The sequence below is a fragment of the Pseudomonas asplenii genome (assembly GCF_900105475.1).
Taxonomy (GTDB): Bacteria; Pseudomonadota; Gammaproteobacteria; order Pseudomonadales; family Pseudomonadaceae; genus Aquipseudomonas; species Aquipseudomonas asplenii.
In genome coordinates this window covers 3879348-3904230 of the sequence record NZ_LT629777.1, presented here as the reverse complement: position 1 = coordinate 3904230, position 24883 = coordinate 3879348, and the positions used below count along the sequence as shown (strand labels likewise).

Here is a 24883-nt window from a genome sequence, read left to right as displayed (position 1 = left end):
TGGCGGAGGCGCAGAGATTCGAACTCTGGGACCTGTTACAGTCGGCAGTTTTCAAGACTGCTGCCTTAAACCACTCGGCCACACCTCCCATGCATTGCGGGCGCCATAATACCGGAATGAAACACACTGTCAAACTCTCGTGATAGCTTGTTACAGAGCCTCTGTTATGATCTTTGCGACTGAACATTTCAAACCGAAGGAGTTTCGCCATGCGCGAACAGGATTACGCCGTTAACAACAGCGTGCAGGCTGAGCAGCTAGAGGTTAGCCGCGTCCTGCGCAACACTTACAGCCTTCTGGCCCTCACCCTGGCTTTCAGCGGTGTGATGGCCTTCGTCGCCCAGCAGATGAACGTCCGCTACCCGAACGTCTTCGTCGTGCTGATCGGCTTCTACGGGCTGTTCTTCCTCACCAACAAACTGCGTGACTCGGCCTGGGGCCTGGTCTCCACCTTCGCCCTGACCGGTTTCATGGGCTTCCTGCTCGGCCCGATCCTCAACCGCTACCTGGGGATGCAGGGCGGCGCCGAAATCGTCAGCTCGGCCTTCGCCATGACCGCCCTGGTGTTCGGCGGCCTGTCGGCCTACGTACTGATCACGCGCAAGGACATGAGCTTCCTCAGCGGCTTCATCACCGCCGGTTTCTTTGTCCTGCTGGGCGCAACCCTGGCTAGCATCTTCTTCCAGATCAGCGGCCTGCAACTGGCGATCAGCGCCGGCTTCGTGCTGTTCTCGTCGGTCTGCATCCTGTTCCAGACCAGCGCCATCATCCACGGCGGCGAGCGCAACTACATCATGGCGACCATCAGCCTGTATGTGTCGATCTACAACCTGTTCATCAGCCTGTTGCAGATCTTCGGCATCATGAGCCGCGACGACTGATCACCGGCATGAACAAAAAGCCCGCTTCGGCGGGCTTTTTATTGTCCGCGATTTAGCTTCTTGGGGGTTCTGGCCTTATCATGGCAGCAGATTTGCTGACCGAGCCTTACATGAAGTTTGCCATTGCGCTGTTCTCCCCGCCCCACGCGCCCTCCTCCCGGCGGGCCCTGCTGTTCGCCCAGGCGCTGGTCGCCGGCGGACATGAAATCGTCCGGCTGTTCTTTTATCAGGACGGTGTGCATAGCGCGTCGAGCAACGTGGTCACGCCGCAGGACGAACAGGATTTGCCACGGGAGTGGGCAAGCTTCGTCAGTGACAACCAGCTCGACGGCGTGGTCTGCATCGCTGCGGCGCTGCGCCGGGGCGTACTGAACAACGAGGAAGCCCAGCGCTACGCACGCCAGGCGGTGAATCTGGGCGCCGGCTGGGAATTGTCCGGCCTGGGGCAACTGCATGATGCGGTGCAAGCCGCTGATCGCCTGATCTGCTTCGGAGGGCCTTGAGATGCCCAAGTCTCTACTGATTATCAGCCGCCAGGCGCCATGGTCCGGGCCGAGCGCTCGCGAAGCGCTGGATATCGTCCTGGCCGGCGGCGCCTTCGATCTGCCGGTGGGCCTGCTGTTCATGGATGACGGCGTATTCCAGTTGCTGCCGGGGCAGAAGGCCAAGGCCGTGCAACAGAAGGACCTGACCGCCAACCTGCAGGCGCTGTCGCTGTTCGGCGTCGAAGACCTGTTCGCCTGCCGTGACAGCCTCGCCGATCGCGGCATCCTCGCCGACCAGGTGCGCAGCGAAGACCTGAACCTGCTGGCGACCGAAGAAATCGTCGCGCTCGTTAATCGTTATGACCAGGTGATCACCCTCTGATGTCGACCTTGCACGTGTTGTCTCATTCTCCGTTTACCGACAGCCGCCTGGGCAGTTGTCTGCGCCTGCTGGGCAGCGAGGACGCGCTGCTGCTCTGCGGCGACGCGGTGTATGCCCTGCAACCGCGCAGCCTGCCGCTGGAAGCCCTGGAAGAGCGGGCCGCCACACTGCGCCTGTTCGTTCTCGACGAAGACCTGCAGGCCCGTGGCCTGGAATGCCCGACCTGGGCCACGTGCGTGGACTATCCGGGCTTCGTCGAGCTGTCGGTCCAGCATGACAAGGTCAATACCTGGCTATGAGCACCCTGACTGTGAATGGGCGGGACATCGCCCTGGACAAGGACGGCTACCTGGTGGAACTGGGTGACTGGTCGCCCGAGGTCGCCAGCGCCCTCGCCGCCCGGGAAAACATCGAGCTGAACGCCGCGCACTGGGAAATCCTCGAATTGCTGCGCGGCTTCTACCAGGAGTTCGACCTGTCTCCGGCGACCCGTCCGCTGATCAAGTACACCGCCTTGAAACTGGGCGCCGAAAAAGGCAACAGCCTGCACCTCAACCGCCTCTTCAATGGCACTCCCGCCAAACTGGCCGCCAAGCTGGCGGGCCTGCCCAAGCCGACGAACTGTCTATGACCGATTACACGCCGCTGATCACCGAAACACCCGAGGAACATCCTTTCGCGCAGTTCGTGCGCATCCTCGGCAAGGGCAAGCGGGGTGCCCGCGGCCTGGAGCGCGAGGAGGCACGGGAAGCCATGGGCATGCTGCTCGATGGGAAGGTCGAAGACACCCAGCTCGGCGCCTTCCTGATGCTGCTGCGGCACAAGGAAGAAAGCCCTGAGGAACTCGCCGGTTTCACCGAAGCCCTGCGCGAACGGCTCGATGCCCCGCCCCTGCAGGTCGACCTGGACTGGCCGACCTATGCCGGCAAGAAGCGCCACCTGCCCTGGTATCTGCTGGCCGCCAAGTGCCTGGCCCAGAACGGCATGAAGATCCTGATGCACGGCGGCGGCGCCCATACCGCAGGCCGGCTGTACACCGAACAGTTGCTGGAAACCCTGCAAATCCCGCTGTGTCGCAACTGGCAGGCCGTCGAGCAGGCTCTGACCGCCGGCAATCTCGCGTTTGCACCACTGGGCGATTGGGCGCCGCAACTGCAACGGATGATCGACCTGCGCAATACCCTCGGTCTGCGCTCGCCGATTCACTCGCTGGCGCGCATCCTCAATCCGCTGGGCGCGCGCTGCGGTCTGCAGAGTATCTTCCACCCCGGCTATCAGGCGGTGCATCGCGAGGCCAGCCGGTTGCTGGGCGATACGGCCATCGTGATCAAGGGCGATGGCGGCGAGATCGAGGTCAATCCCGACAGCACCAGCCACCTGTACGGCACGGCCAACGGCGAAAACTGGGACGAGGAATGGCCGGCCCTGTCCGAACAGCGCCATGTCAAACCGGCCTCGCTGGAACCCGAACACCTCAAGGCGATCTGGCGCGGCGAGGTCGAGGACAGCTATCCGCAATTGGCCCTGCTGTCGACCATGGCCCTGGCCCTGCGTGGCCTGGGAATGCCCCGCGAGCAGGCCTTCGAAAAGGCCCGGATTTACTGGAGCAAGCGAGATAAATCGATTTAATCGATCATTCAACCCCAGGATTTGCGCTATTTATTCGAACGATTCTCTTTAGACTGGACTCCAATGCATCACTGCCAAGGAGTTTTTTCAATGGGTCTCTTGATCGAAGGCCGCTGGCATGACCAGTGGTATGAAAGCAGCAAAGACGGCGCCTTTCAGCGCGAGCAGGCGCAGCGCCGCAACTGGGTGACCGCCAATGGCGAAGCGGGCCCCAGCGGCGAAGGCGGCTTTGTCGCCGAGGCCGGCCGCTACCATCTGTATGTTTCCCTGGCCTGCCCCTGGGCCCACCGCACGCTGATCCTGCGCAAGCTCAAGGGCCTGGAAAGCCTGATCGACGTCTCGGTGGTCAGTTGGCTGATGCTGGAGAACGGCTGGACCTTCGACAAGACCCACGGCTCCACGGGCGATCATCTTGATGGCCTGGAATTCATGCATCAGCGTTATACCGCCGACACCGCCGATTACACCGGCCGCGTGACCGTACCGGTCCTGTGGGACAAGAAGCTGAAACGTATCGTCAGCAACGAGTCGGCGGAAATCATCCGCATGTTCAACAGTGCGTTCAACGAACTGACCGGCAATCACTTGGATTTCTACCCCGAAGCCTTGCGCACGGTGGTCGACGAGTGGAATGAGCGGATCTATCCGGCGGTGAACAACGGCGTCTACCGTGCCGGCTTCGCCACCTCGCAATCGGCGTATGAAACGGCTTTCGACGGGCTGTTCGCCGAGCTGGACCATCTGGAGCAGCACCTGTCGCAGCAGCGCTACCTGGCTGGTGAATACCTGACCGAAGCGGACGTGCGACTGTTCACCACGATGATCCGGTTCGATGCGGTGTACCACGGTCACTTCAAATGCAACCTGCGGCGGATTGCCGATTATCCGAACCTGTCGAACTGGCTACGGGAAATGTATCAGTGGCCGGGCGTGGCCGAGACGGTGGACTTTGCCCACATCAAGGGGCATTACTACGCCAGCCATCGGACCATCAATCCGACAGGGATCGTGCCCAAGGGGCCAGAGCAGGATTTCACCGTCAGCCATGACCGCGAGCGACTGGCAGGGCGTGGGGTCTGGAAACAGTAGGCCGCGAGGCTCGCGTCGATCTCTGCGCGTAAACACCAGACCGTCGGTTCCTACAGCGAGGCAGTGCGGACACAAGCCCAACGTACGACACACGACCTGTAGGAGCCGGGCTTGCCCGCGAAGCTTTTGGCGACCTTGACGGCGCCTCCGCAGGCAAGCCTTGCTCCTACAAAGCCAGGAAAGTCGTGCCGTTACAGCGTCGGCGTCAGACTTGCCCCTGGGCGCCTTCGAACCAGGCCAGTTTCTCGCGAAGCTGGACCACTTCCCCGACGATCACCAGCGTCGGCGCACGAACCTCATGCTCCGCCACCAGTTGCGACAGGTTAGCCAGGGTGCCGGTAAACACCCGCTGGTTCACCGTGGTGCCCTGCTGGATCAGCGCCGCCGGCGTATCCGCCGAACGGCCGTGCCTGATCATCTGCTCGCAGATCACCGGCAAGCCCACCAGGCCCATGTAGAACACCACGGTCTGTGCCGGCGCCACCAGGTCGCCCCACGGCAGATCGGTGCTGCCATCCTTCAAGTGACCGGTGACGAAACGCACGGACTGCGCATAGTCACGGTGAGTCAGTGGAATCCCGGCGTAGGCTGAACAACCGCTGGCCGCCGTGATACCTGGCACCACCTGGAATGGAATGCCATGGGCCGCCAGTTCCTCGATCTCTTCGCCGCCACGGCCGAAAATGAACGGATCACCGCCCTTCAGGCGCAGTACCCGCTTGCCCTGCTTGGCCAACTCCACCAATTGCAGGTTGATCTGGTCCTGGGGCACCGCGTGATCGGCGCGGCGTTTACCGACGTAGATACGATCGGCATCCCGACGACACAGTTCGAGAATCGCCGGCGCCACCAAACGGTCGTATAGCACCACGTCCGCTTGCTGCATCAGACGCAAGGCGCGGAAGGTCAGCAGGTCGGGATCACCCGGCCCCGCCCCCACCAGATACACCTCACCCGGCGCATGCGGTGGCGCGCCATTGATCTTCTCCACCAGCAGGCGCTCGGCTTCAGCCCCCTGCCCGGCCAGTTGCCGATCGGCGATCGGCCCCTGGAACACCTCTTCCCAGAACGCCCGACGCTGCTGCACAGCCGGAAACAGCGCCTTGACCTGATGACGGAAACGCGCCGCCAACCCGGCCAATTGGCCATAGGTCGACGGAATCCAGGTTTCCATCTTGGCCCGGATCAACCGCGCCAAAACAGGGGCATCACCACCGCTGGAGACCGCGATCACCAGCGGCGAACGGTCGACGATGGCCGGGAAGATCACGCTGCACAGGGCCGGCGCATCCACCACGTTGACCGGCACGCAACGCCGACGGGCATCGGCAGACACCTGGGCATTGAGCGGTTCATCGTCGGTCGCGGCAATGACCAGCACACAACCGTCCAGGTCGGATTCGACATAACCGCGCAACAGCCTTTCACCGCCGCTACCATCGATCAACTCGCACAACTGGCTTTCAATCTCGGGCGCAACCACCCGCAACACCGCACCGGCATCGGCCAGCAAGCGAGACTTGCGCAAGGCAATCTCGCCGCCGCCGACCACCAGCACACGGCTGCCACGCAGGTTGTGAAACAGCGGAAGAAATTCCATTTAGCCGATGACCTCAATGCCGCCCATGTAGGGCTTGAGCACGCCTGGAACGCGAATCGAACCGTCGGCCTGCTGGTAGTTTTCCAGCACTGCCACCAGGGTACGGCCCACGGCCAGGCCGGAGCCGTTCAGGGTGTGGACCAGTTCCGGCTTGCCGGTTTCGGCGTTACGGAAACGCGCCTGCATGCGGCGAGCCTGGAAGTCGCCACAGTTGGAGCACGACGAAATCTCGCGGTACTTGTCCTGGCTTGGGACCCACACTTCGAGGTCGTAGGTCTTCACGGCGCTGAAGCCCATGTCGCCGGTGCACAGCGCCAGTACGCGATAAGGCAGTTGCAGCAGTTGCAGGACCTTCTCGGCGTTGGCGGTCAGGCCTTCCAGAGCTTCCATCGATTTCGACGGTTCGACCACCTGGACCATCTCGACCTTGTCGAACTGGTGCTGACGAATCATGCCGCGGGTATCACGCCCCGAGGCGCCGGCTTCACTGCGGAAACACGGGGTGTGGGCGACGAACTTCAACGGCAGTTGCTTCGGATCGAGGATCTCGCCGGCGACGATGTTGGTCAGCGACACTTCGGCGGTCGGGATCAGGTACAGATCGGCCTCGCCTTCGCGCGTGATCTTGAACAGGTCTTCCTCGAACTTCGGCAGCTGACTGGTGCCCACCAGGGCCGGAGCCTGTACCAGGTACGGCGTGTAGGCTTCTTCGTAGCCGTGCTCGCTGGTGTGCAGGTTGATCATGAACTGCGCCAGAGCACGGTGCAGACGGGCAATCGGCCCACGCAGCAGGGCGAAACGCGCGCCGGACAGTTTTGCGGCGGTCTCGAAATCCAGCCAGCCGAACTTCTCGCCCAGGGCAACGTGATCCTGGATCGGGAAATCGAAGGCGGTCGGCGTGCCCCAACGACGCACTTCAACGTTGCCGTCTTCGTCGGCACCGACCGGCACCGATTCGTGCGGCAGGTTCGGGATACCCAGCAGGATCTGGTCCAGCTCGGACTGGATGGCGTCCAGCGCGGCCTTGCCTTCAGTCAGCTCGGTGCCCATGTTTTCAACGCTGGCCATCAGCGGTGCAATGTCTTCGCCGCGCTGCTTGGCCTGGCCGATACTCTTGGAAACCGCATTACGCTCGGCCTGCAATTGTTCGGTGCGGGTCTGCACCACCTTGCGCTGGCTTTCCAGCTCTTCGATGCGGGCAACATCGAGGCTGAAGCCACGGGAGGCCAGACGATCCGCTACGTCCTGAAGGTTGCTACGTAACAGTTTGGAATCGAGCATGTCGGTTTCTCGTTATTCAGAGTTTGGTCAAGAACAGGCCGGCCCAGGTTGCGAGCAGCCCGCCGAATACGCTCAGGGCCGCATAGCCCAGGGCAACAAGCCCCTGCCCGCTTTCCAGCAGGCGGATCGTATCCAGTGAAAAGGATGAAAAGGTGGTCAGGCCGCCAACGAACCCCACGATCAGACCGGCGCGGATTTCCACCGGGACCTCGGGACGCAGCAAAAACAGGCCGTAGAGCACGCCAATCACCAGGCAGCCCACGATATTAACGGCCAACGTCGCGGTATAGAAGTGCTTAGGCCAATTGGCGTTGATCAGGTTGCCCGCGGCAAAGCGTATCAAGGTACCGATGATGCCGGCGACGGACACGGCAAGCACGGTACGGATCATGGTTTTCTCCGCTGTCTCGGGCTCTGCCGATCCAATGCAGCGAGGTGATTGAGCTTCTCGCCAATCTTCAACTCCAGCCCGCGCGGGACCGGCTGGTAGAAGGCCTGCGGCTCCAGTTGCTCAGGAAAGTAGTCTTCGCCGGCGGCATAGGCATCCGGCTCGTCGTGGGCATAACGGTATTCCTCACCGTAACCCAGCTGCTTCATCAGCTTGGTCGGCGCATTGCGCAGGTGCAGCGGAACCTCCAGCGAGCCATGTTCGGCGGCACTGGCCATCGCGGCCTTGAAGCCCATGTACACGGCGTTGCTCTTTGGCGCACAGGCCAGGTAGGTGATGGCCTGGGCCACCGCCAGTTCGCCTTCGGGGCTGCCGAGGCGCTCCTGTACGTCCCAGGCTGCCAGGCACAGGCTCAGGGCCCGTGGATCGGCGTTGCCGATATCCTCGCTGGCCATACGTACCACCCGCCGCGCCAGGTACAGCGGATCACAGCCACCGTCGAGCATCCGCGCGAACCAGTACAGCGCAGCGTCCGGATTGGAGCCACGAATCGACTTGTGCAGCGCGGAAATCTGATCGTAGAAAGCCTCACCGCCCTTGTCGAAACGCCGGCGGGTGTCACCCAGCAGACTCTGCAGTAAATCGACGCCGATTTCAGCGCCGTCTTCGGCCAGGTCCGAGGCGTTTTCCAACAGGTTGAGCAGGCGTCGACCATCGCCATCCGCCGCCGCCAGCAGCATCTGGAACCCTTCGTCACCCAGGCTCAACTGACGCTTGCCCAGGCCGCGCTCTTCGCTCAGGGCGCGCTGCACCAGCTTGCGCAGAGCTGCCTCGTCGAGGCTCTTGAGCACATAGACCCGGGCCCGCGAGAGCAATGCGTTGTTCAATTCGAACGAGGGGTTCTCGGTGGTGGCACCGATGAAAATCAGCGTGCCGTCTTCCACATAGGGCAGGAACGCATCCTGCTGGGACTTGTTGAAACGATGGACTTCATCGACGAACAGGATGGTGCGCCGGCCATACTGCCCGGCCTGCTGCTTGGCGACGTCCACCGCCTGGCGGATCTCCTTGACCCCGGCCAGCACCGCCGACACGGTTTCGAAATGCGCCTCCGAGACTTCCGCCAGCAGCCGTGCCAGGGTGGTCTTGCCCACCCCCGGCGGCCCCCAGAAGATCATCGAGTGCAACGCGCCCTGCTCCAGGGCTTCGCGCAACGGCTTGCCCCGGGCCAGCAGATGCTCCTGGCCGACGTACTCATCCAGATTGGTCGCCCGCAGACGGGCGGCCAGCGGCTGGGCGATCGGGGCGCGGCTAAACAGGTCCATGGGCTGCGTTTGAAACCTCTTTATTCCTGGATGACGTCAGCACCCTTGGGGATGTCGAACTTGAAGCGCGCCGCGTCGATCGGCTCGTTGGCCTTGACGGCGGTAAACAACAGGTTGGTACGCTGGCCGACGCTGTCGATCAGTTGCATGTCGTTGACCAGACCGTTGCGGAACGACAGGCGCAGGCTGTCGAACAGGGTGTCCTTGGTTTTCGGCTTGAGCACGAAGTCGATCACGCCGCCGGCTTCCTTGGAGGTGATATCGAAGCTCTCGCTGATCTTCGAGACGTCGCCGGACAGCAACAGTGCCGGGGTCTGGGTCAGGCGCAGGTCAAGTTTCTTGATGGTCACCTGTTCCAGGTCCGGGTCCCACAGGGTCACCTTCTGGCCGTCGGAAACCATGGTCTGTTCCTGTGGCGCATCGGTGTGCCAGTAGAACAGGCCCGGACGCTTGAGGGACATTTCACCTGCGGTTTCCTGCAACTGGGTTCCGCCGCCGTCCAGGGTCAGTTGCGAAAACCGCGCGGTCAGGGTCTGGGATTTTTCGAGCAACTGCGTCAGGCGTGCCACATCCTTCTGGTCGGCATGGGCCGACAAGGTGGTCAACGCCAGAATCGGCAACAACAGCATGCGAATAACACGCATGGGAGTCCTCATGGAATTCGTTTGAAGGATATGCCGCATGATCTCATGCGGCACGGAATCAGTCGCGCATCGGCCCGGGAGCAATGACTTCACGCGAGCCGTTGGTGTTCATGGCGGTCACCACCCCGGCCATCTCCATCGCCTCGATCATCCGGGCAGCCCGGTTATAACCGATCTTCAGCTTGCGTTGGACCGCCGAAATCGACGCCCGACGGCTTTCCAGGACGAACTGTACCGCTTCGTCATACAACGCATCGGTTTCGGCATCGTCGTCGCCACCCCCGCCACCGCCTTCGAAACCGCTGCCGGCTTCTTCGACACCATTGAGGATGTCGTCGTTGTACTCCGGCGCACCGCGCAGCTTCCAGGCTTCAACCACCCGGTGTACTTCATCGTCGGAGACGAAGGCGCCATGGACACGAATCGGCAGGCTGGTACCCGGCGGCATGTAGAGCATGTCACCGTGGCCCAGCAACTGCTCGGCCCCGCCCTGGTCAATGATGGTCCGCGAGTCGATCTTGCTCGACACCTGGAACGCCATGCGGGTCGGGATGTTGGCCTTGATCAGGCCGGTGATCACGTCCACCGATGGCCGCTGGGTCGCCAGGATCAGGTGGATACCGGCGGCCCGCGCCTTCTGGGCGATACGGGCGATCAGCTCCTCGACCTTCTTGCCGACGATCATCATCATGTCGGCGAATTCGTCGACCACCACCACGATGGTAGGCAGCTTGTTCAGCAGCGGCGCTTCGTCGTGGATGCTTTCGCGGTTGTACAAAGGATCGGCGATCGGCTCGCCACGGTCCTGGGCTTCCTTGATCTTGGCGTTGAAACCCGACAGGTTGCGCACGCCCATCTTCGCCATCAGCTTGTAGCGCCGCTCCATCTCGGCAACGCTCCAGCGCAGCGCATTGGCGGCATCCTTCATGTCGGTGACCACCGGGCACAGCAGGTGCGGAATGCCTTCGTAGATCGACAATTCGAGCATCTTCGGGTCGATCATGATCAGCTTGGCGTCTTCCGGGCCGGACTTGAACAGGATCGACAGGATCATCGCGTTGACCCCCACCGACTTACCCGAACCGGTGGTACCAGCCACCAGCAGGTGGGGCATCTTCGCCAGGTCGGTGATCACCGGCCGGCCGCCGATATCGTGCCCGAGGGCCAGGGTGACCGGCGATTTGAAGTTGTCGTACTCGGGCGTCGACAGCACTTCGGAGAAACGCACGATCTGCCGGTCCTCGTTGGGAATCTCGATACCGACGGTGGTCTTGCCGGGAATCACTTCCACCACCCGCACGCTGGTCACCGCCAGCGAACGCGCCAGGTCCTTGGCCAGGTTGGCGATACGACTGACCTTCACGCCGGCTGCCGGCTGGATTTCGTAACGGGTAATGACCGGGCCCGGATGGATCGAGTCCACCGATACTTCGACCCCGAACTCCTTGAGCTTGATTTCCAGCAGGTGGCCGACGGCCGCCAGGGATTCGGGGGAATGATTGAGCTGCTTCTTCTCGGCGGCATCGAGGATGGAGATCGGCGGCAAGGTGCCTTCGACCGCACTGTCGACGAACAGCGGCGCCTGCTTCTCTTTCTCCACCCGCTTGCTCGGCTGCGGCGGCTTGACCGGTGCCGGCATGATCACTGGCGGCACCTGTTTCTCGCGCTCGGACATGTGCTTGCTCAGGGCCTGCTCACGCTCGATCAGGCGTTCCTTGGCCTTGGCCTGCTCGCGCTTGTCGGGCACCGCCGGAGCGACCACCTCGTGGACCCGGTCATCCACCTCGCGCAGTTGCGCCACCAGTTGCTTGCGCTCGATCCGCGCCGACCACCAGCGATTCAGCGCGCCCTGGAACAGTTCGAACAGGTCGAGGGTGATCTTGCCGGTGACATCCATCACCTTGAACCACGACAGGTCGGTGAAGACCGTCAGGCCGAACAGAAACAGGGCAATGAACAACAGGGTACTGCCCTGGATGTTCAAAGCGTTGCGCGCCAGGTCGCCAAGACTCTCGCCCAGGGCACCGCCGGCACCGGCTGGCAAGCCGGTCGGCGAGTGAAAATGGATATGCGCCAGCGCCGCACCGGACAACACCAGGAACACCAGACCGATCAGGCGCCAGGAAAACAGCCAGCCGCTCCACTGCCAGGGCTCGTGACGCTGACGGAAGATCTGATAGGTCTTGATCGCCAGCAGCAACGGAAATACATAGGCAAAGTAACCCAGCACCATGAACAGGATGTCGGCGCTGTAGGAGCCGGCGGGACCGCCGAAATTCTGCACGTCATCGATCTTGCTGTTATGACTCCAGCCCGGATCATCCTTGCCATACGTCAGCAAGGCCATCATCAGGAACAGGCACAAGGCGCCGATGGCAATCAGCGCGCCTTCCTTGAGGCGGTAGTGCAGTTGCTGGCGCCAGAGCGGCACGACTGCTTTAGGCGGTGTTGCGGTGGATTTCTTCAAAACGCGTCTTTTCCTGCGCCCGGGGCGCGCCCAACTGTTGATTGACGACAAAATACTGCCCATTCGGGGCAGATGAACAGCTATCCGGCGAGACCGTGGCTATGTTGATATCAGCCCTTGATGACCGGTCTTTGCCATGCCGGGAACGCTTATCGCTACAAGATGGACATTGTACGGGTTTGCGAGCCCGATGCCACGCGGTTGCCGCTGCTGTGCAGCATAGCCAACCGCGCTGTCCATCCGGTTCAATTTGAGCATGCATTCTCTTTCGTGACAAAGGGTTATGACGTGTTTTCATGATCGGACCCGGGCCTGGGCGCCTGATCGCAGACACGCCGGACGTTTCAATAGCCGACCGTTTACGACCACATTCTCCCCTGAGAGTTGCAACCATACCGATGTGCTGGCCGCGATCGAAAAAAAAGGCGACTCCAGGAGTCGCCTTTTGGCTTGCGGGACCGAAAATCAGAAATCGTCCACGACCTTGCCGTCTTTTACCTTGAACTCGCGGTTCTGCAAATAGGCATTGCGGATGAAGATGTACTTGTCGCCGCTGATCAGCTTCTCGCTCGACAACAGGCTCGCGCGGGTGTCGATCACGTCCAGGCCGAAGGTGATGTTGCGCGCAGGCACGTCATGGATGTAACGGTAGGGTTCGGTGTAGCTGTCGACCACCTTGGCGGGCGCATCCCGCAGAGTGCTCGGGCCGAAGAACGGCACAACCACGTAAGGACCACTGCCCACACCCCAATGACCGAGGGTCTGACCGAAGTCTTCGTCGTTGCGTTGCAGCCCCATCCGGGTACCGACGTCGAAGAGGCCGCCTACGCCCAGGGTGGTGTTGAGCAACAGGCGCGCGGTATCGACACCCGCAGCCTGTGGCTTGAACTGCAGGACGTCGTTGACCAGGTTGCCGACATCACCGAAGTTGCGAAAGACATTGTGAATCCCGTCTTCGAGGAACTGCGGGGTCACGGCCTGATAGCCCTGGGCCAAGGGTTTCAGTGCGTAGGTGTCCAGCACATCGTTGAACTTGAAGATTGGACGGTTGACGCTTTCCCACGGATCTTCGTCCGCCGCTTGCGCGGCAAATGGCACCAGCGCCACGCTGGCACACAGAGACAGTCGAGCTAGACGATCGATCCAGCGCATAAAAAGAAACTCCTTGGATGAGACGGGTACGGGCGCCATGCCCTGACGACTTGCACAATGACCTCAGTATAAAGCGGATACCCGGATTTAGGCAGTATGGCCCGGATAAGTCCTACAAAGAATTACCAATCAGGCTGATAGCAACCCGTCATCCAACTGTAATGGCAGCGCCTTATTCTGCGAAGTCATTTCAGGGACGCCGCCATGCCACTCACCGCCGCCGCACCACTGCCCACGCCCACCGCCCTGCTCTTTGGCCTGACCGGCTGCCTGGTGGACTTCGGTGCCAGGGCCCGGCCCGGCCAGCGCGTCGATGAGCACCGCCACGCCACACCTGGGGCACTGGAAGTATTACAGGATTTGAAACAGCTTGGCGTGCCTTGTGCCTGGATGGACGAATTGCCCCACGAAGTCAGTCTCCCTCTGGCCGCCACCTTGCCTGGCTGGATCAAGCCCGCCGGCGTCGCTCAGCATGCCCGCTGGCCCGCGCCCAATGCCTGCTGGCAGGCGCTGATGGAGCTTGGCGTGCAGCAATTGGAAGGCTGCGTGCTGGTCAGCGGCGAACCACGCCTGCTGCAATCGGGACTCAATGCCGGTCTGTGGACCATTGGGCTGGCCTCCTGCGGTCCCTTGTGCGGCCTGACCCCACTCGAGTGGCAGGCGTTGAGCCGCGAGGAGCGGGAAAAGAAGCGTGGCAAGGCAACCCTGGCGCTGTTCAGCCTCGGTGTGCACTCGGTCATCGATCACCTGGGCGAACTGTCCACTTGCATGACCGACATCGCCCAACGTCGCCTCAAGGGCGAAAAACCCTGATACGAGGATCTTGATCGGGATCAGGCACGGATCGCCCGGGTGGATTACTCTGAATGTCAGGCACAGACCTTTCTCGTCACCAGCAGGTCTATGCCAGAGACTATTCACAGAAGGAAACCACCATGTCGGCCCGCGACCTGCAAGAACAGCTCAATACCCTGCGTGAGCAACTTGAACAGAACCCACCGCTGCCCGAAGAAAAGCGCGCAGACCTGCATGAACTGATGCAACAGATCGAACTGCAGCTACAACTGGAAAGCGCCACCCAGGACAGCAGCCTGTCAGATGGTGTGAACCTGGCGGTGGAACGCTTCGAAATCGAGCATCCGGCAATTGCCGGCACCTTGCGCAATATCGTGCAGACGCTGGTCAATATCGGCGTCTGACCTCCCCCCCCAGATACACCAGACGAAAAAAGCCCCGGCTCTCACAAGCCGGGGCTTTTGGTCTAGCGCTTACCGACGACTATCAGAGCACTGGCTGACCGCTCAATGCCAGGTCCATCAGCTCACGGTTGGCGACTGCGTACATGGCGTAGTCGGTGCCGCTGGCGGCACGGATTTCCACCAGCATCGCACGCCAGCGATCGGCCATGCTCGCGTTCTGCTCCAGCCACAGGGCTACACGGGCCTCCATGTCTTGCGGCGCATCGGCCAGCTTGAGCACCGAGATGGTGATCGCACGCTGCTGCCAGTCGACATCGTCACGGAACGCTTCGCGGGCCTGAGCCTGCCAGTTGTTGGCCACCCGCAGATCGCTGATCTGCTGGGAGTACCAGGTCAGGTCGAGCGCACTGCCGACCGCGAAGTAGGCCCTGGCCACCTCGGCGGCGTCGTGGCCGGTCACATCAGCGGCCTCGATGATCGGCAACAGGGTGTACAGGTGCGTGGTGCCAGCCACCATCCGCGCCAGCAGCTCAGGTACGCCAGCCTCGACGTAGGCCTGGTAGCGGGTCTGCCAGACTTCGCGGGTCGGGCCTTCCAGCAACTCGTCGAGCTTGAGGCCCAACGCCGCCAGGTGCGGACCAAAGTGCGCGACATCACGGGCAGCATCCTGCTCGTTGCGTCGGCTGCGCAAGAACCAGCGCGTGGCGCGACGGCCCAGGCGCATCAGCTCGTCCATCAGCTCCAGCTGGGTCTCGGCCGCAACCTTGTAGTCCAGGGCTTCGATCTGACGGAACCAGTGTGGCAGGTGGAAGATGTCCCGCACGATCACGTAGGCACCCGCCACGTTCGCCGGGCTCATGCCGGTGGACTCCTTCAGGCGCTGCACGAAGGTGATGCCCATGTGGTTGACCAGGTCGTTGGCGATCTGGGTGCTGACGATCTCGCGCTTGAGGCGATGACGACGCATGGCATCGGCGAACTTGCTCACCAGCATCGGTGGGAACGCGGTTTCCATGTCGCGGGTCAGGTACTCGTCGTCCGGTACCTTGGAGTCGAGCAGCGCAGCCTTGAGGTCGATCTTGCTGTAGGAGATCAGCACCGACAGTTCGGCGCGGGTCAGCCCCTGGCCGGCCGCGAAACGCTCGGCCAGTTGCTCTTCCGACGGCAGGAACTCGATGGCCCGGTCCAGCTTGCCACGGCCTTCCAGATCGCTCATCAGGCGCTTGTACTCGGCGATGCGGTCGTAGGCACGACGCGCCGCCAGGGACAGGGCCTGGGTCTGCTTGTAGTTGTTGCCCAGCACCAGGCCGCCGACCTCGTCGGTCATGCTGCCGAGCAACTGGTTGCGCTGCTTCTCGGTCATATCGCCGGCCTGCACCACTTCGTTGAGCAGGATCTTGATATTCACTTCATGGTCGGAGCAGTCCACGCCACCAGCGTTGTCGATGAAGTCGGTGTTGGAGCCGCCGCCATTGAGGCCGAACTCGACGCGACCGAGCTGGGTCATACCCAGGTTGCCGCCCTCGCCCACCACCTTGCAGCGCAGTTCGTTGCCGTTCACCCGTAGCGCATCGTTGGCCTTGTCGCCGACATCGGCGTGGCTTTCGGTGCTGGCCTTGACGTAAGTACCGATACCGCCGTTCCACAACAGGTCCACTGGCGCCTTGAGCAAGGCGTTGAGCAGCTCGGTCGGGGTCAGCTTGTCGGCACGGATGTCGAAGCGCTCTTTCATCTGCGGCGAAATGGCGATGCTCTTCGCGCTACGCGAGAAGATGCCGCCGCCCGCGGACATGATGCTGGTGTCGTAATCGGACCAAGCCGAACGCGGCAGGTCGAACAGGCGCTGGCGCTCGGCGAAGCTGGATGCCGGCTCCGGGTTCGGGTCGATGAAGATGTGCAGGTGGTTGAACGCCGCGACCAGCTTGAGCTTGTCGGACATCAGCAGGCCGTTGCCGAACACGTCGCCGGCCATGTCGCCGATACCGACCACGGTGACGCTGTCTTCCTGGACATTGATGCCGCGCTCGCGGAAGTGGCGCTGCACGCCGACCCACGCGCCCTTGGCGGTGATGCCCATCTTCTTGTGGTCGTAGCCGGCCGAACCACCGGAGGCAAAGGCGTCGCCAAGCCAGAAGCCGTAGTCGATGGCGATGCCGTTGGCGATGTCGGAGAAGGTCGCGGTGCCCTTGTCCGCCGCCACCACCAGGTAGGGGTCATCGTCGTCATGACGCACGACGTTGGCCGGTGGCACCAGGGCGCCATCCTTCAGGTTGTCGGTGATGTCCAGCAGACCGGAGATGAAGATGCGGTAGCAGGCGATACCTTCGGCCGCGATCTCGTCCCGGCTGCCGCCCAATGGCAGGCGACGCGGCAGGAAGCCACCCTTGGCGCCCACCGGCACGATCACCGAGTTCTTCACTTGCTGGGCTTTTACCAGGCCCAGGACTTCGGTACGGAAGTCTTCCTCACGGTCCGACCAGCGCAGACCGCCGCGCGCAACGTTGCCGAAGCGCAGGTGCACGCCCTCGACCCGTGGCGAATAGACGAAGATCTCGAACTTCGGTACCGGCTTGGGCAGCTCGGGAATCGCGTGCGGGTTGAACTTGAAGCTGAAGTACGACTTGTTCTGGCCGTTGGCGTCGGTCTGGTAGAAGTTGGTCCGCAGGGTCGCCTTGATCAGGTCGAGGTAGCGACGCAGGATGCGGTCTTCGTTCAGCACCTGGACGTCGTCCAGGGCACTCAGGATCGCCTGTTCCAGACGCTGCTGCTTGTCGTCCAGGTCCTCGGCGCTGAGCTTGCGGGCCAGGTAGAAACGGGTCTTGAACAACCGCGTCAGTTCGCGGGCGATATCGGTGTGGTTGTTCAGGGTACTGGCGATGTAACCCAGGTCGAAGCCCAGGCGGATCTGCTTGAGGTAGCGGGCGTAGGCACGCAGCAGCGCCACGTCACGCCATGGCAGGCCGGCAGTCAGCACCAGGCGGTTGAACGCATCGTTCTCGGCATCGCCACGGACGATGTGGACGAAGGCGTCCTGCAGGGTGTCGTTCAGTTGCTGGATATCCAGGTCCAGGCCTTCGGCGGCGGTGAAGGCGAAGTCATGGATCCAGAACTCGCGGCCGTTGCTGTGGCGCAGGCGGTACGGGAACTCGCCCAGCACGCGCAGGCCGAGGTTTTCCAGGATCGGCAGGACGTCGGACAGGGCCAGCGGGGTATCGGCATGGTACAGCTTGCAATGCAGCTCACGCTGGCCGGACACCTGGCCCAGCGGCTGGTAGAAGCTCATGACCAGCGGATTGGCTTCGGTCAGGCTCAGCAGGTGCTGCATGTCGACCACGGCCGAATGCGCGGCGAAGCGCTCGCGATAACCAGCCGGGAAGCCTTTCGGGAAGTCCGCCAGCACGTTGGTGCCATGGGCTTCGCCGAAGCTCTCGACCACCAGGCTGGCATAGTCGTCCTGCCAGCTGCGACAGGCCTGGACCACTTCTTTTTCCAGCAGCAGCGGATCGATGTCCAGGCGGTTCTTTGGATCGACCCGCAGGATCAGTTGTACGCGGGCCAGCACGGACTCGGAGAAGAAGGTCCAGAATTCGCAGTCGGTGGCTTTCAGGCGATCCATCAGCACTTGCTGGATCTTCTGGCGCACTTCGGTGGAATAGATGTCACGCGGCACGTAGGCCAGGCAATAGCAGAAGCGGCCGTACGGATCCTTGCGCAGGAACACGCGGATCTTGTTGCGTTCCTGGATCTGCACGATCGACATCACGGTGCTGAACAGTTCGTCAACCGGCGTCTGGAACAGGTCGTCGCGCGGCAGTACCTCGAGCACCTGGGCCAGTTCCTTGCCCAGGTGGGCCTTGGACTGGAAGCCGGAACGGCGTTCGATTTCCTCGACCTTGCGACGGATGTACGGGATCACCCGCACGCTCTCACCGTAGACCGAGGAGGTGTAGAGGCCCAGGAAGCGGCATTCCTTGACGACTTTGCCATCGGCGTCGATCACCCGCACGGAAACGAAGTCCGGGTAGGCCGGACGATGAACACGGCTCGGGTGCGCGGCCTTGGCGAACGACAGCGGGGTCGGTTCGGCGAGGTAGGCGACGGCGTAGTCTTCGATGCGCAGGTCCTCGGCGGTGAGGCCGGCGCGCAGCAACTTGGTCAGGCCGAGGAAGGAGTTCGGGTCGTACGCGATGTGACCGCCATCCTGATCACCCTGGACCACGAACTCTTCGTAGCCGAGGAAGGTGAAGTGGTTGTTCACCAGCCACTCCAGGAAGCTCTTGATTTCGGACTTTTCATCGGCGGCGATGGCGAACTGACTGTTGTCGATGCCTTCGATCAGTTCCCGGACCTTGGCCTTCATCGGTTCGAAGTCGGTGACCGCCACCCGCACTTCCGCCAGCACCTGCTCCAGTTCCCTGGACAGCACGTTCAGTTCGGCGGCGTTGGCGCAACGGTCGATCTCCAGGTACATCAGCGATTCATTGAGAATCCCCTCGCCCTGGGTGCCTTTTGGCAGGATTTCCAGCAGTTCACCCTTGCCACCACGGCGCACGCTGAGCACGGTGGTCTGCAGGGTATGGATGCTGTAGCCGCGGCGATTGAGTTCGGTACGCACCGAATCCACCAGGAACGGCAGGTCGTGATGCAGGACTTCCACGGCGGTGTGGGTCGATTGCCAGCCATGGCGTTCGTAATCCGGGTTGTAGACCCGGACTTGTGGCTGGGCGTGGTCGAAGCGCTCCAGGAGGCGCCAGGCCGACAGGGTACAGCCGGCGAGATCGGAGAGTCGACGCTGGGTCAGTTCATCCAGGGAAATGATGCCGAAGAACTGTTCAGCAAACAGCGCCACTTGTGGCAGTGCCTGCTCGCTGATGTGCTGCGCCAGTGCCGCTTGCAGTTGATGCTGGAAGTCGGCCTTGCTGGCTGCGGTGAAGAACGCCATCTGTGGTACTCCGCTTGGGCTTGTTATATAGAGTGAAACGTCGCGCGTTTTCCCCGAAAAAGGGGACCTTCGGCACTGCGCAGGTGAAGCTTGGGCAGTGCGCAGTGACAAGTTGATGAAGCTGATCGCGACCCCGGGGTCACATCCACGTTCGAAGAGTAGCTTCTTCAGCAGCCGTCGCCGGTTTTACAAGGCGCCGCCGGCAAAGAACTATCCGTTGCGAAGCTTAACGAGAGGGTCGCTACGCGTTCTTGCGACGCTGCGACATATTCGGATATGGCTAGGTAGCTCAAAGGTACAGAAGTTTGCCAAATACCGGTCAACAAGCTTCGACACGATAGCCGGACGCCTCGACCAGCAGGCAGAGCACCCGCTCGATGGCATGGGGTAGGGTTCCGTCGCAGAGTCCGCTTTCCAGGGAGAAATCCGTATCCCGGACCTTGCCCAGAGCTTTCAGCGCCTCGGCCCGGAACCAGAACATCGACCCGGCCGGAAAAACGCCAGGGTGATACTCGATACCCAGTTGCTCGCACAGTGCCAACACCTGGGCCTGGTTGTACTTCATATTGAGTTTCGAATGCGCCAACAGGTACTTCTTCGGCACCAGCATCCCCAACGACTGGTCAGTCTCGAAGCGGGAAACGCATCGCCTGATATCTTCGCTTTCGCCAATCAAGGCTCCCAGGATCTCGTCACGAATCTTGTCGCCATCGGTGCGGTAAGTACTTTTCTTACCGTGGATTTTGCACACCACGATATAACCAAGGTCGGCAATCAACGCCAGCATGTCCAGAAATGGCAGGATATCCCGGCCACGATTTTCTACCAGGGCAACAAAGGCCTCGGGGAATGCCTCAAGCACCTCATCCACCAGATCCTGGCGGGTCACACTGACATACAGGTCGCATCCGACCGCGCTCAGACTCGACAATCGGGCCTGGATACCCGGCCAGACATCCGGGTAATGCAGGTGCACAATCACCGCGAGCGGGTGTTTTCTGCGGTCACCGCACGACCTCAACCGGGAACAGGTACGGACCTCAAGATTCGTGGCCACGTCATGGGTGGCCTGCAGATAGCCATAGCCATATTTGCGATCCGGTTCAAGATGCGTTCCTTCGGCCCATTCGTTCCAGGCGTTGATAAAGACCAATTGTTCATCACCCTGGTACTTGTCCGAGTTCAATACCCGTAGGCAATTCGCTGACAACCACTGTTTGTAGCGCAACAGGCTGAAGTTGTGAAAGATATGACTGTTATTCTGTTTTCTGGCGGTATTGTCCCAAGACAACATGACGCTGCGAAACAACTTGTACTCCGGCTCCGTCGCCCTCACCGCATTTTCCGCCACTTGCTCATAGTCGAATACCACACCGGCAAAATCCCGATTGGAGACCATCACTTGATCGGTCATCGGAGAACTGAGGGTGGTATGGGGTGGAAACTCCATGGCGGCATCGAAGCCAAATATCTCGGGACCCTTGATTCCGAAGGTCTGCGCACAGATCAGATACAACCCTGGAAACCCCTGCGCAGCGATTTCCTCACGCCAGTGCCGGGCCACCTCGGCCATATCGGGGATGATATCGGCGCGGTAGATGATCAGCAGCGGCTTACCCTCGATTCTGATATAGCGGTCATCCTTGAAGTATTTGACGAGATGACGAATAAACGCCAATGAATCATCAAGCCCATGTTCCTGTGCGATCAGCACATCCTGTTCTTGTCCGTCCCAACGACGCGTCCAGTTTTCATTAGCCCACGTCAGACAGAAGGGAATATCGACATTCGGGTTGGCCAGCATCCTCTCCAATGGCGTATCCATCAGAGTCTTTCCGGCAAACCAGTAGAAGTAATAATTGAACCCTGAAATACCGTAGGACTTGGCCAGTCGCGCTTGCTCTTCCATCACTTCGGGAACCCGCAGATCATAGTAGCCAAAATGGATAGGCAGGTGCGGCTGATGGTGGCCGACAAAATTGGGCTGCGCCTTACAGACATTCGACCATTCAGTGAAGCCCTTGCCCCACCACGCATCGTTCTCGGGAAAAGGATGATATTGCGGCAGATAGAAAGCGATCAGCCTGATCGTCGGGTCCAGTTCCGGGTGTTTCTGATAGGGGACAAAACCTTCCGCCATCGACTCAAACCGGATGACGGGAATGTCTTTCGGGGAGTAGCGTTCACCAGACTGCCGACGGCTACGCCACCTGTCGCAGCCATGAGCCTGGCAGCGCCGCAGCAAGCCAACCAGCCCCTCCTCCCGGCGGATGTTCAATAGTTTGCGCAGCCATCGCCTCACATTGCCTCGGCGCCTCAGAGCCGACAGCAATCTGGGTAAAAACGACGAACACCGCCAATAACCGGCTATCCATCGTAATGGCCGGGTTATCCGCCAACTGGTCGAGGCGCGTAGCGCATCAAGCGCCTGGCTGGCGAGAGCACTGTTAAGCTCCTGTTCAGACAGCAGACGCATCAGTTGCGCCCGCTGCGTCAGCGCCTGATCCAGGGCCTCTTCGCCGCGCCGGATCAACTCCATGTCTTCGCTTGACTCCGCCATCCGGGCCGCAATGGCCGGGTTGTCGCAGATCGCGTTGCGGTAACCCCCATGCTGCTCCAGCAGGCGACGGGCATGCACCGTTCGGGCGCACTGGTCCTTTACGAAAATGGCGACAAAGTCATTCCATATGGCCGACGGTGTCTGTGCAGCTTTCCCAACAGGCCGTTCGTTGATGAACGATTCCAACAAGGCCGGCGCGTAACCCTGGCGTCTTGCCCAAGCCACCAGGGCCAGCCCGGCATCCGGATAGAAACGCCAGCAGTCGACCGGATAACGATGGATGTAACCATTGCTCGGTACATTGATGTACAGCAGGCCATCAGGCTTGAGCACCCTGATGATCTCGATAAACAGCTCCCAGAAGAACTCGGCATGCTCGAACACCGAACTGCACACGACGATGTCGATGCTTTGCTCGGCGAAAGGCAATCGATAGGCATCCTCCAAAACGATATCGACGCCCTCGCCTGCCACACAGTCGACGCCGATGTAGTGCACTGACACCGGGCAGACTTCTCTCAGTGAACCGTTGATATTCTGCGCTCCGATATCGACCACCGTGGTCTGGCGCTCCGGCATGACATAGGTATCGAAAAACAGCTTTCCAAGCTCCATTGCCGACGGATGCATAGTCGTCCTTACTGGGTGGCCACATTGAGACTGATATTGATGAACGGGATGCCGATGAGGCCGGTCGAGACCGGATCATGGTGCGAGCGGATCACCAGTGCCTCATGACACCAGTGCAATTGCCGATGGTCGCTCTGTTCGCCGTCGGCGATCGCGACCTGGATGACATAGTCGCCCTTGGCCAGCCAGGGCATGAAGAACTCGAACTCGGCCAACAACAGCGAACCGGCCGACGCCGCACACGCCTTGTCCCGTTGACTGAGGTAGGTGTTGTCGCCAAACAGCGTCTGTCCCAGGCGGTCCTTGACGAAAAAGCCGATGATCGGCCGCTCCAGCAGGACATGAGCCTGGGCTTCGACCCGGAGGGTGACCCGTTCGCCACCCAGAACCCAGGTCAGACCGATGCCGGCGCTATCGTTGAGCCTCACGTTGACGATATGCGCTTGTTCCCCGCCAAACGCACCAGGAGCGTCAGGGTCGAAACGAAAGATTTCCAGGTCATTCCTGAGGGCGCTCGCATTGATCGCATCAGCCCGTTGGTCACGCCACTGCAGGCCCTCATGGCCGTGGCGCCTGATCATGCCTGCATGTTCGTCGGAATCGATCACAACGGGCTCGTTTAGCCCTGCATTCATGGCCTCGAACAGATCGTTCAGGTATGCCTCACAAACCATTCTGGAGGGACCGGCCAACCGCTGTCCGCCCTGATCCAGCCAGATCACGCGATCGCAGAGGTTGATGACCGCCGCGGTATCGTGACTGACAAAGATCAGCGAGTGCCGCTTCTTGAACTGGCGGATAAAACGCATGCATTTCTGCGAGAAATACGCATCACCCACCGAAAGCGCCTCGTCGATTACCAGGATATCGGCATCGACATGAGCGACGACCGCAAACGCCAGACGCACATACATACCGCTGGAATAGGTCTTGACCGGCTGCTCCATGAAGCCACCGATATCGGCAAAAGCCGCAATGGCGGAAAAGCGCTGGTTGATCTCTTCGATACTCAACCCGTACAGCGAAGCCGCCATGTAGACATTCTCACGGCCGGTGAACTCGGCATTGAAGCCTGCCCCCAGTTCCAGCAAGGCCGCCACTCGCCCCTGGACACGAAGGGTTCCCGATGTCGGGCGCAAAGTTCCGCAGATCAATTGCAGCAGGGTCGACTTGCCAGAGCCGTTACGGCCGATGATGCCGATCGCCTCACCCTTTTTCATCTCGAACGACACACCGTTCAGTGCCCGGAATTTGCGACAACGGGACTTGTGCCCCTGAAACAGCATCTGAATCAGCCGGTCACTGGGCTTGCTGTAGAGGGGGTAATACTTGCCGAGCCCTTCGGCAGCGATGGCAATATCAGAGGACATCGGAAAAGCCCCCACGGGTCTTCAGGAAAAACCTCAGGCCGAGCCACGCCACCAGTGCTCCGAGCAGTAGCGACAGGCACCAATCGCCAGGAGCCGGCAAGCGACTCCAAACCGAGACCAACCGCACGTTCTCGATGACCTGGGCCAGCAGATTGAGAGCCATGAGGTGCTGGAAACGTTCGGGCAGTGCGGTAACGGGATAGAAGACCGGAGACAGGAACAGCAGCGCGGTGACCAGCACTCCGACCAAATGACTGATATCTCGCAGGTAGACCCCCAGTGCCGCCAACACCCAGCAGACACCCAGGGTGAACAACAGCAATGGCAATATCGCCACCGGCAACAACAGGGTGGTCAGTGGCGGAATCTGGAAGAGCAGCGCACAAAACACCAGCCAGACGCCCAGGTTGACCAGAAACTGAAACATCGCTCCGGCCAACAGCACCACTGGCAGAATCTCCAGCGGAAAGACGATTTTATTCACATAACTGGCATGGGCTGCGACCACTCCGGGGGCGCGACTGACGGACTCAGAGAACAGATTGAAAACAATCAGCCCGAGAAAAAGAATCAGGGCGAATTCCAAGGGTGAACTGCTGCCCACGCCCCAGCGAGACTTGAATATCCCACCAAATACCAAAGAGTAGATGGCCAACATGAACAGTGGATACATCAGTGACCAGACCACCCCCAATATCGAACCACGATAACGTCCGATAATATCGCGCCGCGCCAACATCAGAATGAGATTTCGGTGACGCCAGAGTCCACTCGACATATCGCTTGTTTTATTCGTCAGCTCATACATTCAATCAATACCTCTGAAAGCAATAACGTGGCCGCCTTTCGACGGACACGA

20 protein-coding genes and 1 tRNA gene are annotated in these 24883 nt (G+C 60.9%); 9 read left to right on the top strand and 12 right to left on the bottom strand.

Annotated elements, in window-relative coordinates:
• Positions 1-88: transfer RNA gene (locus tag BLU37_RS17935), tRNA-Ser, on the bottom strand.
• Positions 89-209: 121 nt separating this feature from the next.
• On the opposite strand from BLU37_RS17935, the gene BLU37_RS17930 reads away from it, so the two are divergent.
• From BLU37_RS17930 to BLU37_RS17900, 7 genes are all read left to right on the top strand, one after another.
• The gene (locus BLU37_RS17930; RefSeq protein WP_010444462.1) at positions 210-881 is read left to right on the top strand and encodes a Bax inhibitor-1/YccA family protein; all 672 of its coding nucleotides are present in this window, start codon (positions 210-212) and stop codon (positions 879-881) included.
• Positions 882-991: 110 nt separating this feature from the next.
• Positions 992-1384, top strand: coding sequence for a sulfurtransferase complex subunit TusD (tusD, locus tag BLU37_RS17925; protein WP_010444463.1), 393 nt, complete (start codon positions 992-994; stop codon positions 1382-1384).
• A gap of 1 nt (position 1385) precedes the next feature.
• Positions 1386-1748: a sulfurtransferase complex subunit TusC gene (gene tusC, locus BLU37_RS17920; RefSeq protein ID WP_010444464.1), complete on the top strand. Its 363-nt coding sequence runs from the start codon at positions 1386-1388 to the stop codon at positions 1746-1748.
• Positions 1748-2047, top strand: a complete 300-nt coding sequence (gene tusB / locus BLU37_RS17915; protein WP_010444466.1) for a sulfurtransferase complex subunit TusB — start codon at positions 1748-1750, stop codon at positions 2045-2047. Before tusC ends, tusB begins: the two co-directional genes overlap by 1 nt.
• On the top strand, positions 2044-2379 hold the full coding sequence (locus BLU37_RS17910) for a TusE/DsrC/DsvC family sulfur relay protein (RefSeq protein ID WP_090207150.1): 336 nt from the start codon (positions 2044-2046) through the stop codon (positions 2377-2379). The genes tusB and BLU37_RS17910 overlap by 4 nt, the downstream gene beginning before the upstream one ends.
• Positions 2376-3377: a glycosyl transferase family protein gene (locus BLU37_RS17905; protein ID WP_090207147.1), complete on the top strand. Its 1002-nt coding sequence runs from the start codon at positions 2376-2378 to the stop codon at positions 3375-3377. Before BLU37_RS17910 ends, BLU37_RS17905 begins: the two co-directional genes overlap by 4 nt.
• Before the next feature lie 90 nt (positions 3378-3467).
• Complete coding sequence (locus BLU37_RS17900; RefSeq protein ID WP_090207144.1) at positions 3468-4466, top strand: glutathione S-transferase family protein; 999 nt, start codon at positions 3468-3470, stop codon at positions 4464-4466.
• Positions 4467-4671: 205 nt separating this feature from the next.
• Here the strand turns inward: BLU37_RS17900 and cysG are convergent, their stop codons facing one another.
• The 7 genes from cysG to BLU37_RS17865 all read right to left on the bottom strand — a co-directional run bounded on the left by cysG (position 4672) and on the right by BLU37_RS17865 (position 13323).
• The gene (gene cysG, locus BLU37_RS17895; protein ID WP_090207142.1) at positions 4672-6066 is read right to left on the bottom strand and encodes a siroheme synthase CysG; all 1395 of its coding nucleotides are present in this window, start codon (positions 6064-6066) and stop codon (positions 4672-4674) included.
• A complete protein-coding gene (serS, locus tag BLU37_RS17890) occupies positions 6067-7347 on the bottom strand; it encodes a serine--tRNA ligase (RefSeq protein ID WP_090207140.1) in 1281 nt (426 codons plus the stop codon).
• A 16-nt stretch (positions 7348-7363) separates the two neighbouring features.
• Positions 7364-7738 carry a fluoride efflux transporter CrcB gene (crcB, locus tag BLU37_RS17885; protein ID WP_090207135.1) on the bottom strand — a complete coding sequence of 125 codons (375 nt, stop codon included), beginning with the start codon at positions 7736-7738 and terminating at the stop codon, positions 7364-7366.
• Positions 7735-9060 carry a replication-associated recombination protein A gene (locus tag BLU37_RS17880; RefSeq protein ID WP_090207132.1) on the bottom strand — a complete coding sequence of 442 codons (1326 nt, stop codon included), beginning with the start codon at positions 9058-9060 and terminating at the stop codon, positions 7735-7737. Before BLU37_RS17880 ends, crcB begins: the two co-directional genes overlap by 4 nt.
• 20 nt (positions 9061-9080) lie before the next feature.
• Complete coding sequence (gene lolA / locus BLU37_RS17875) at positions 9081-9704, bottom strand: outer membrane lipoprotein chaperone LolA (protein WP_090207130.1); 624 nt, start codon at positions 9702-9704, stop codon at positions 9081-9083.
• A gap of 58 nt (positions 9705-9762) precedes the next feature.
• Positions 9763-12234: a DNA translocase FtsK gene (locus tag BLU37_RS17870; RefSeq protein ID WP_397428642.1), complete on the bottom strand. Its 2472-nt coding sequence runs from the start codon at positions 12232-12234 to the stop codon at positions 9763-9765.
• A 402-nt stretch (positions 12235-12636) separates the two neighbouring features.
• Positions 12637-13323 (bottom strand): MlaA family lipoprotein, encoded by a 687-nt coding sequence (locus BLU37_RS17865; protein WP_090207127.1) that lies wholly within the window; start codon positions 13321-13323, stop codon positions 12637-12639.
• A 204-nt stretch (positions 13324-13527) separates the two neighbouring features.
• Between BLU37_RS17865 and BLU37_RS17860 the strand changes: the two genes are divergently transcribed.
• Positions 13528-14136: a phosphatase gene (locus tag BLU37_RS17860; protein ID WP_090207124.1), complete on the top strand. Its 609-nt coding sequence runs from the start codon at positions 13528-13530 to the stop codon at positions 14134-14136.
• A 122-nt stretch (positions 14137-14258) separates the two neighbouring features.
• A complete protein-coding gene (locus BLU37_RS17855; protein ID WP_010444488.1) occupies positions 14259-14522 on the top strand; it encodes a DUF4404 family protein in 264 nt (87 codons plus the stop codon).
• A gap of 82 nt (positions 14523-14604) precedes the next feature.
• Here the strand turns inward: BLU37_RS17855 and BLU37_RS17850 are convergent, their stop codons facing one another.
• From BLU37_RS17850 to BLU37_RS17835, 4 genes are all read right to left on the bottom strand, one after another.
• A complete protein-coding gene (locus tag BLU37_RS17850; RefSeq protein WP_090207121.1) occupies positions 14605-19464 on the bottom strand; it encodes an NAD-glutamate dehydrogenase in 4860 nt (1619 codons plus the stop codon).
• A 319-nt stretch (positions 19465-19783) separates the two neighbouring features.
• Positions 19784-22654 (bottom strand): glycoside hydrolase family 99-like domain-containing protein, encoded by a 2871-nt coding sequence (locus BLU37_RS17845; protein ID WP_232000330.1) that lies wholly within the window; start codon positions 22652-22654, stop codon positions 19784-19786.
• 8 nt (positions 22655-22662) lie between these two features.
• Positions 22663-24024 carry an ABC transporter ATP-binding protein gene (locus tag BLU37_RS17840; RefSeq protein ID WP_090207115.1) on the bottom strand — a complete coding sequence of 454 codons (1362 nt, stop codon included), beginning with the start codon at positions 24022-24024 and terminating at the stop codon, positions 22663-22665.
• The gene (locus BLU37_RS17835) at positions 24014-24763 is read right to left on the bottom strand and encodes an ABC transporter permease (protein ID WP_090207112.1); all 750 of its coding nucleotides are present in this window, start codon (positions 24761-24763) and stop codon (positions 24014-24016) included. Before BLU37_RS17835 ends, BLU37_RS17840 begins: the two co-directional genes overlap by 11 nt.
• Positions 24764-24883: the final 120 nt, after the last annotated feature.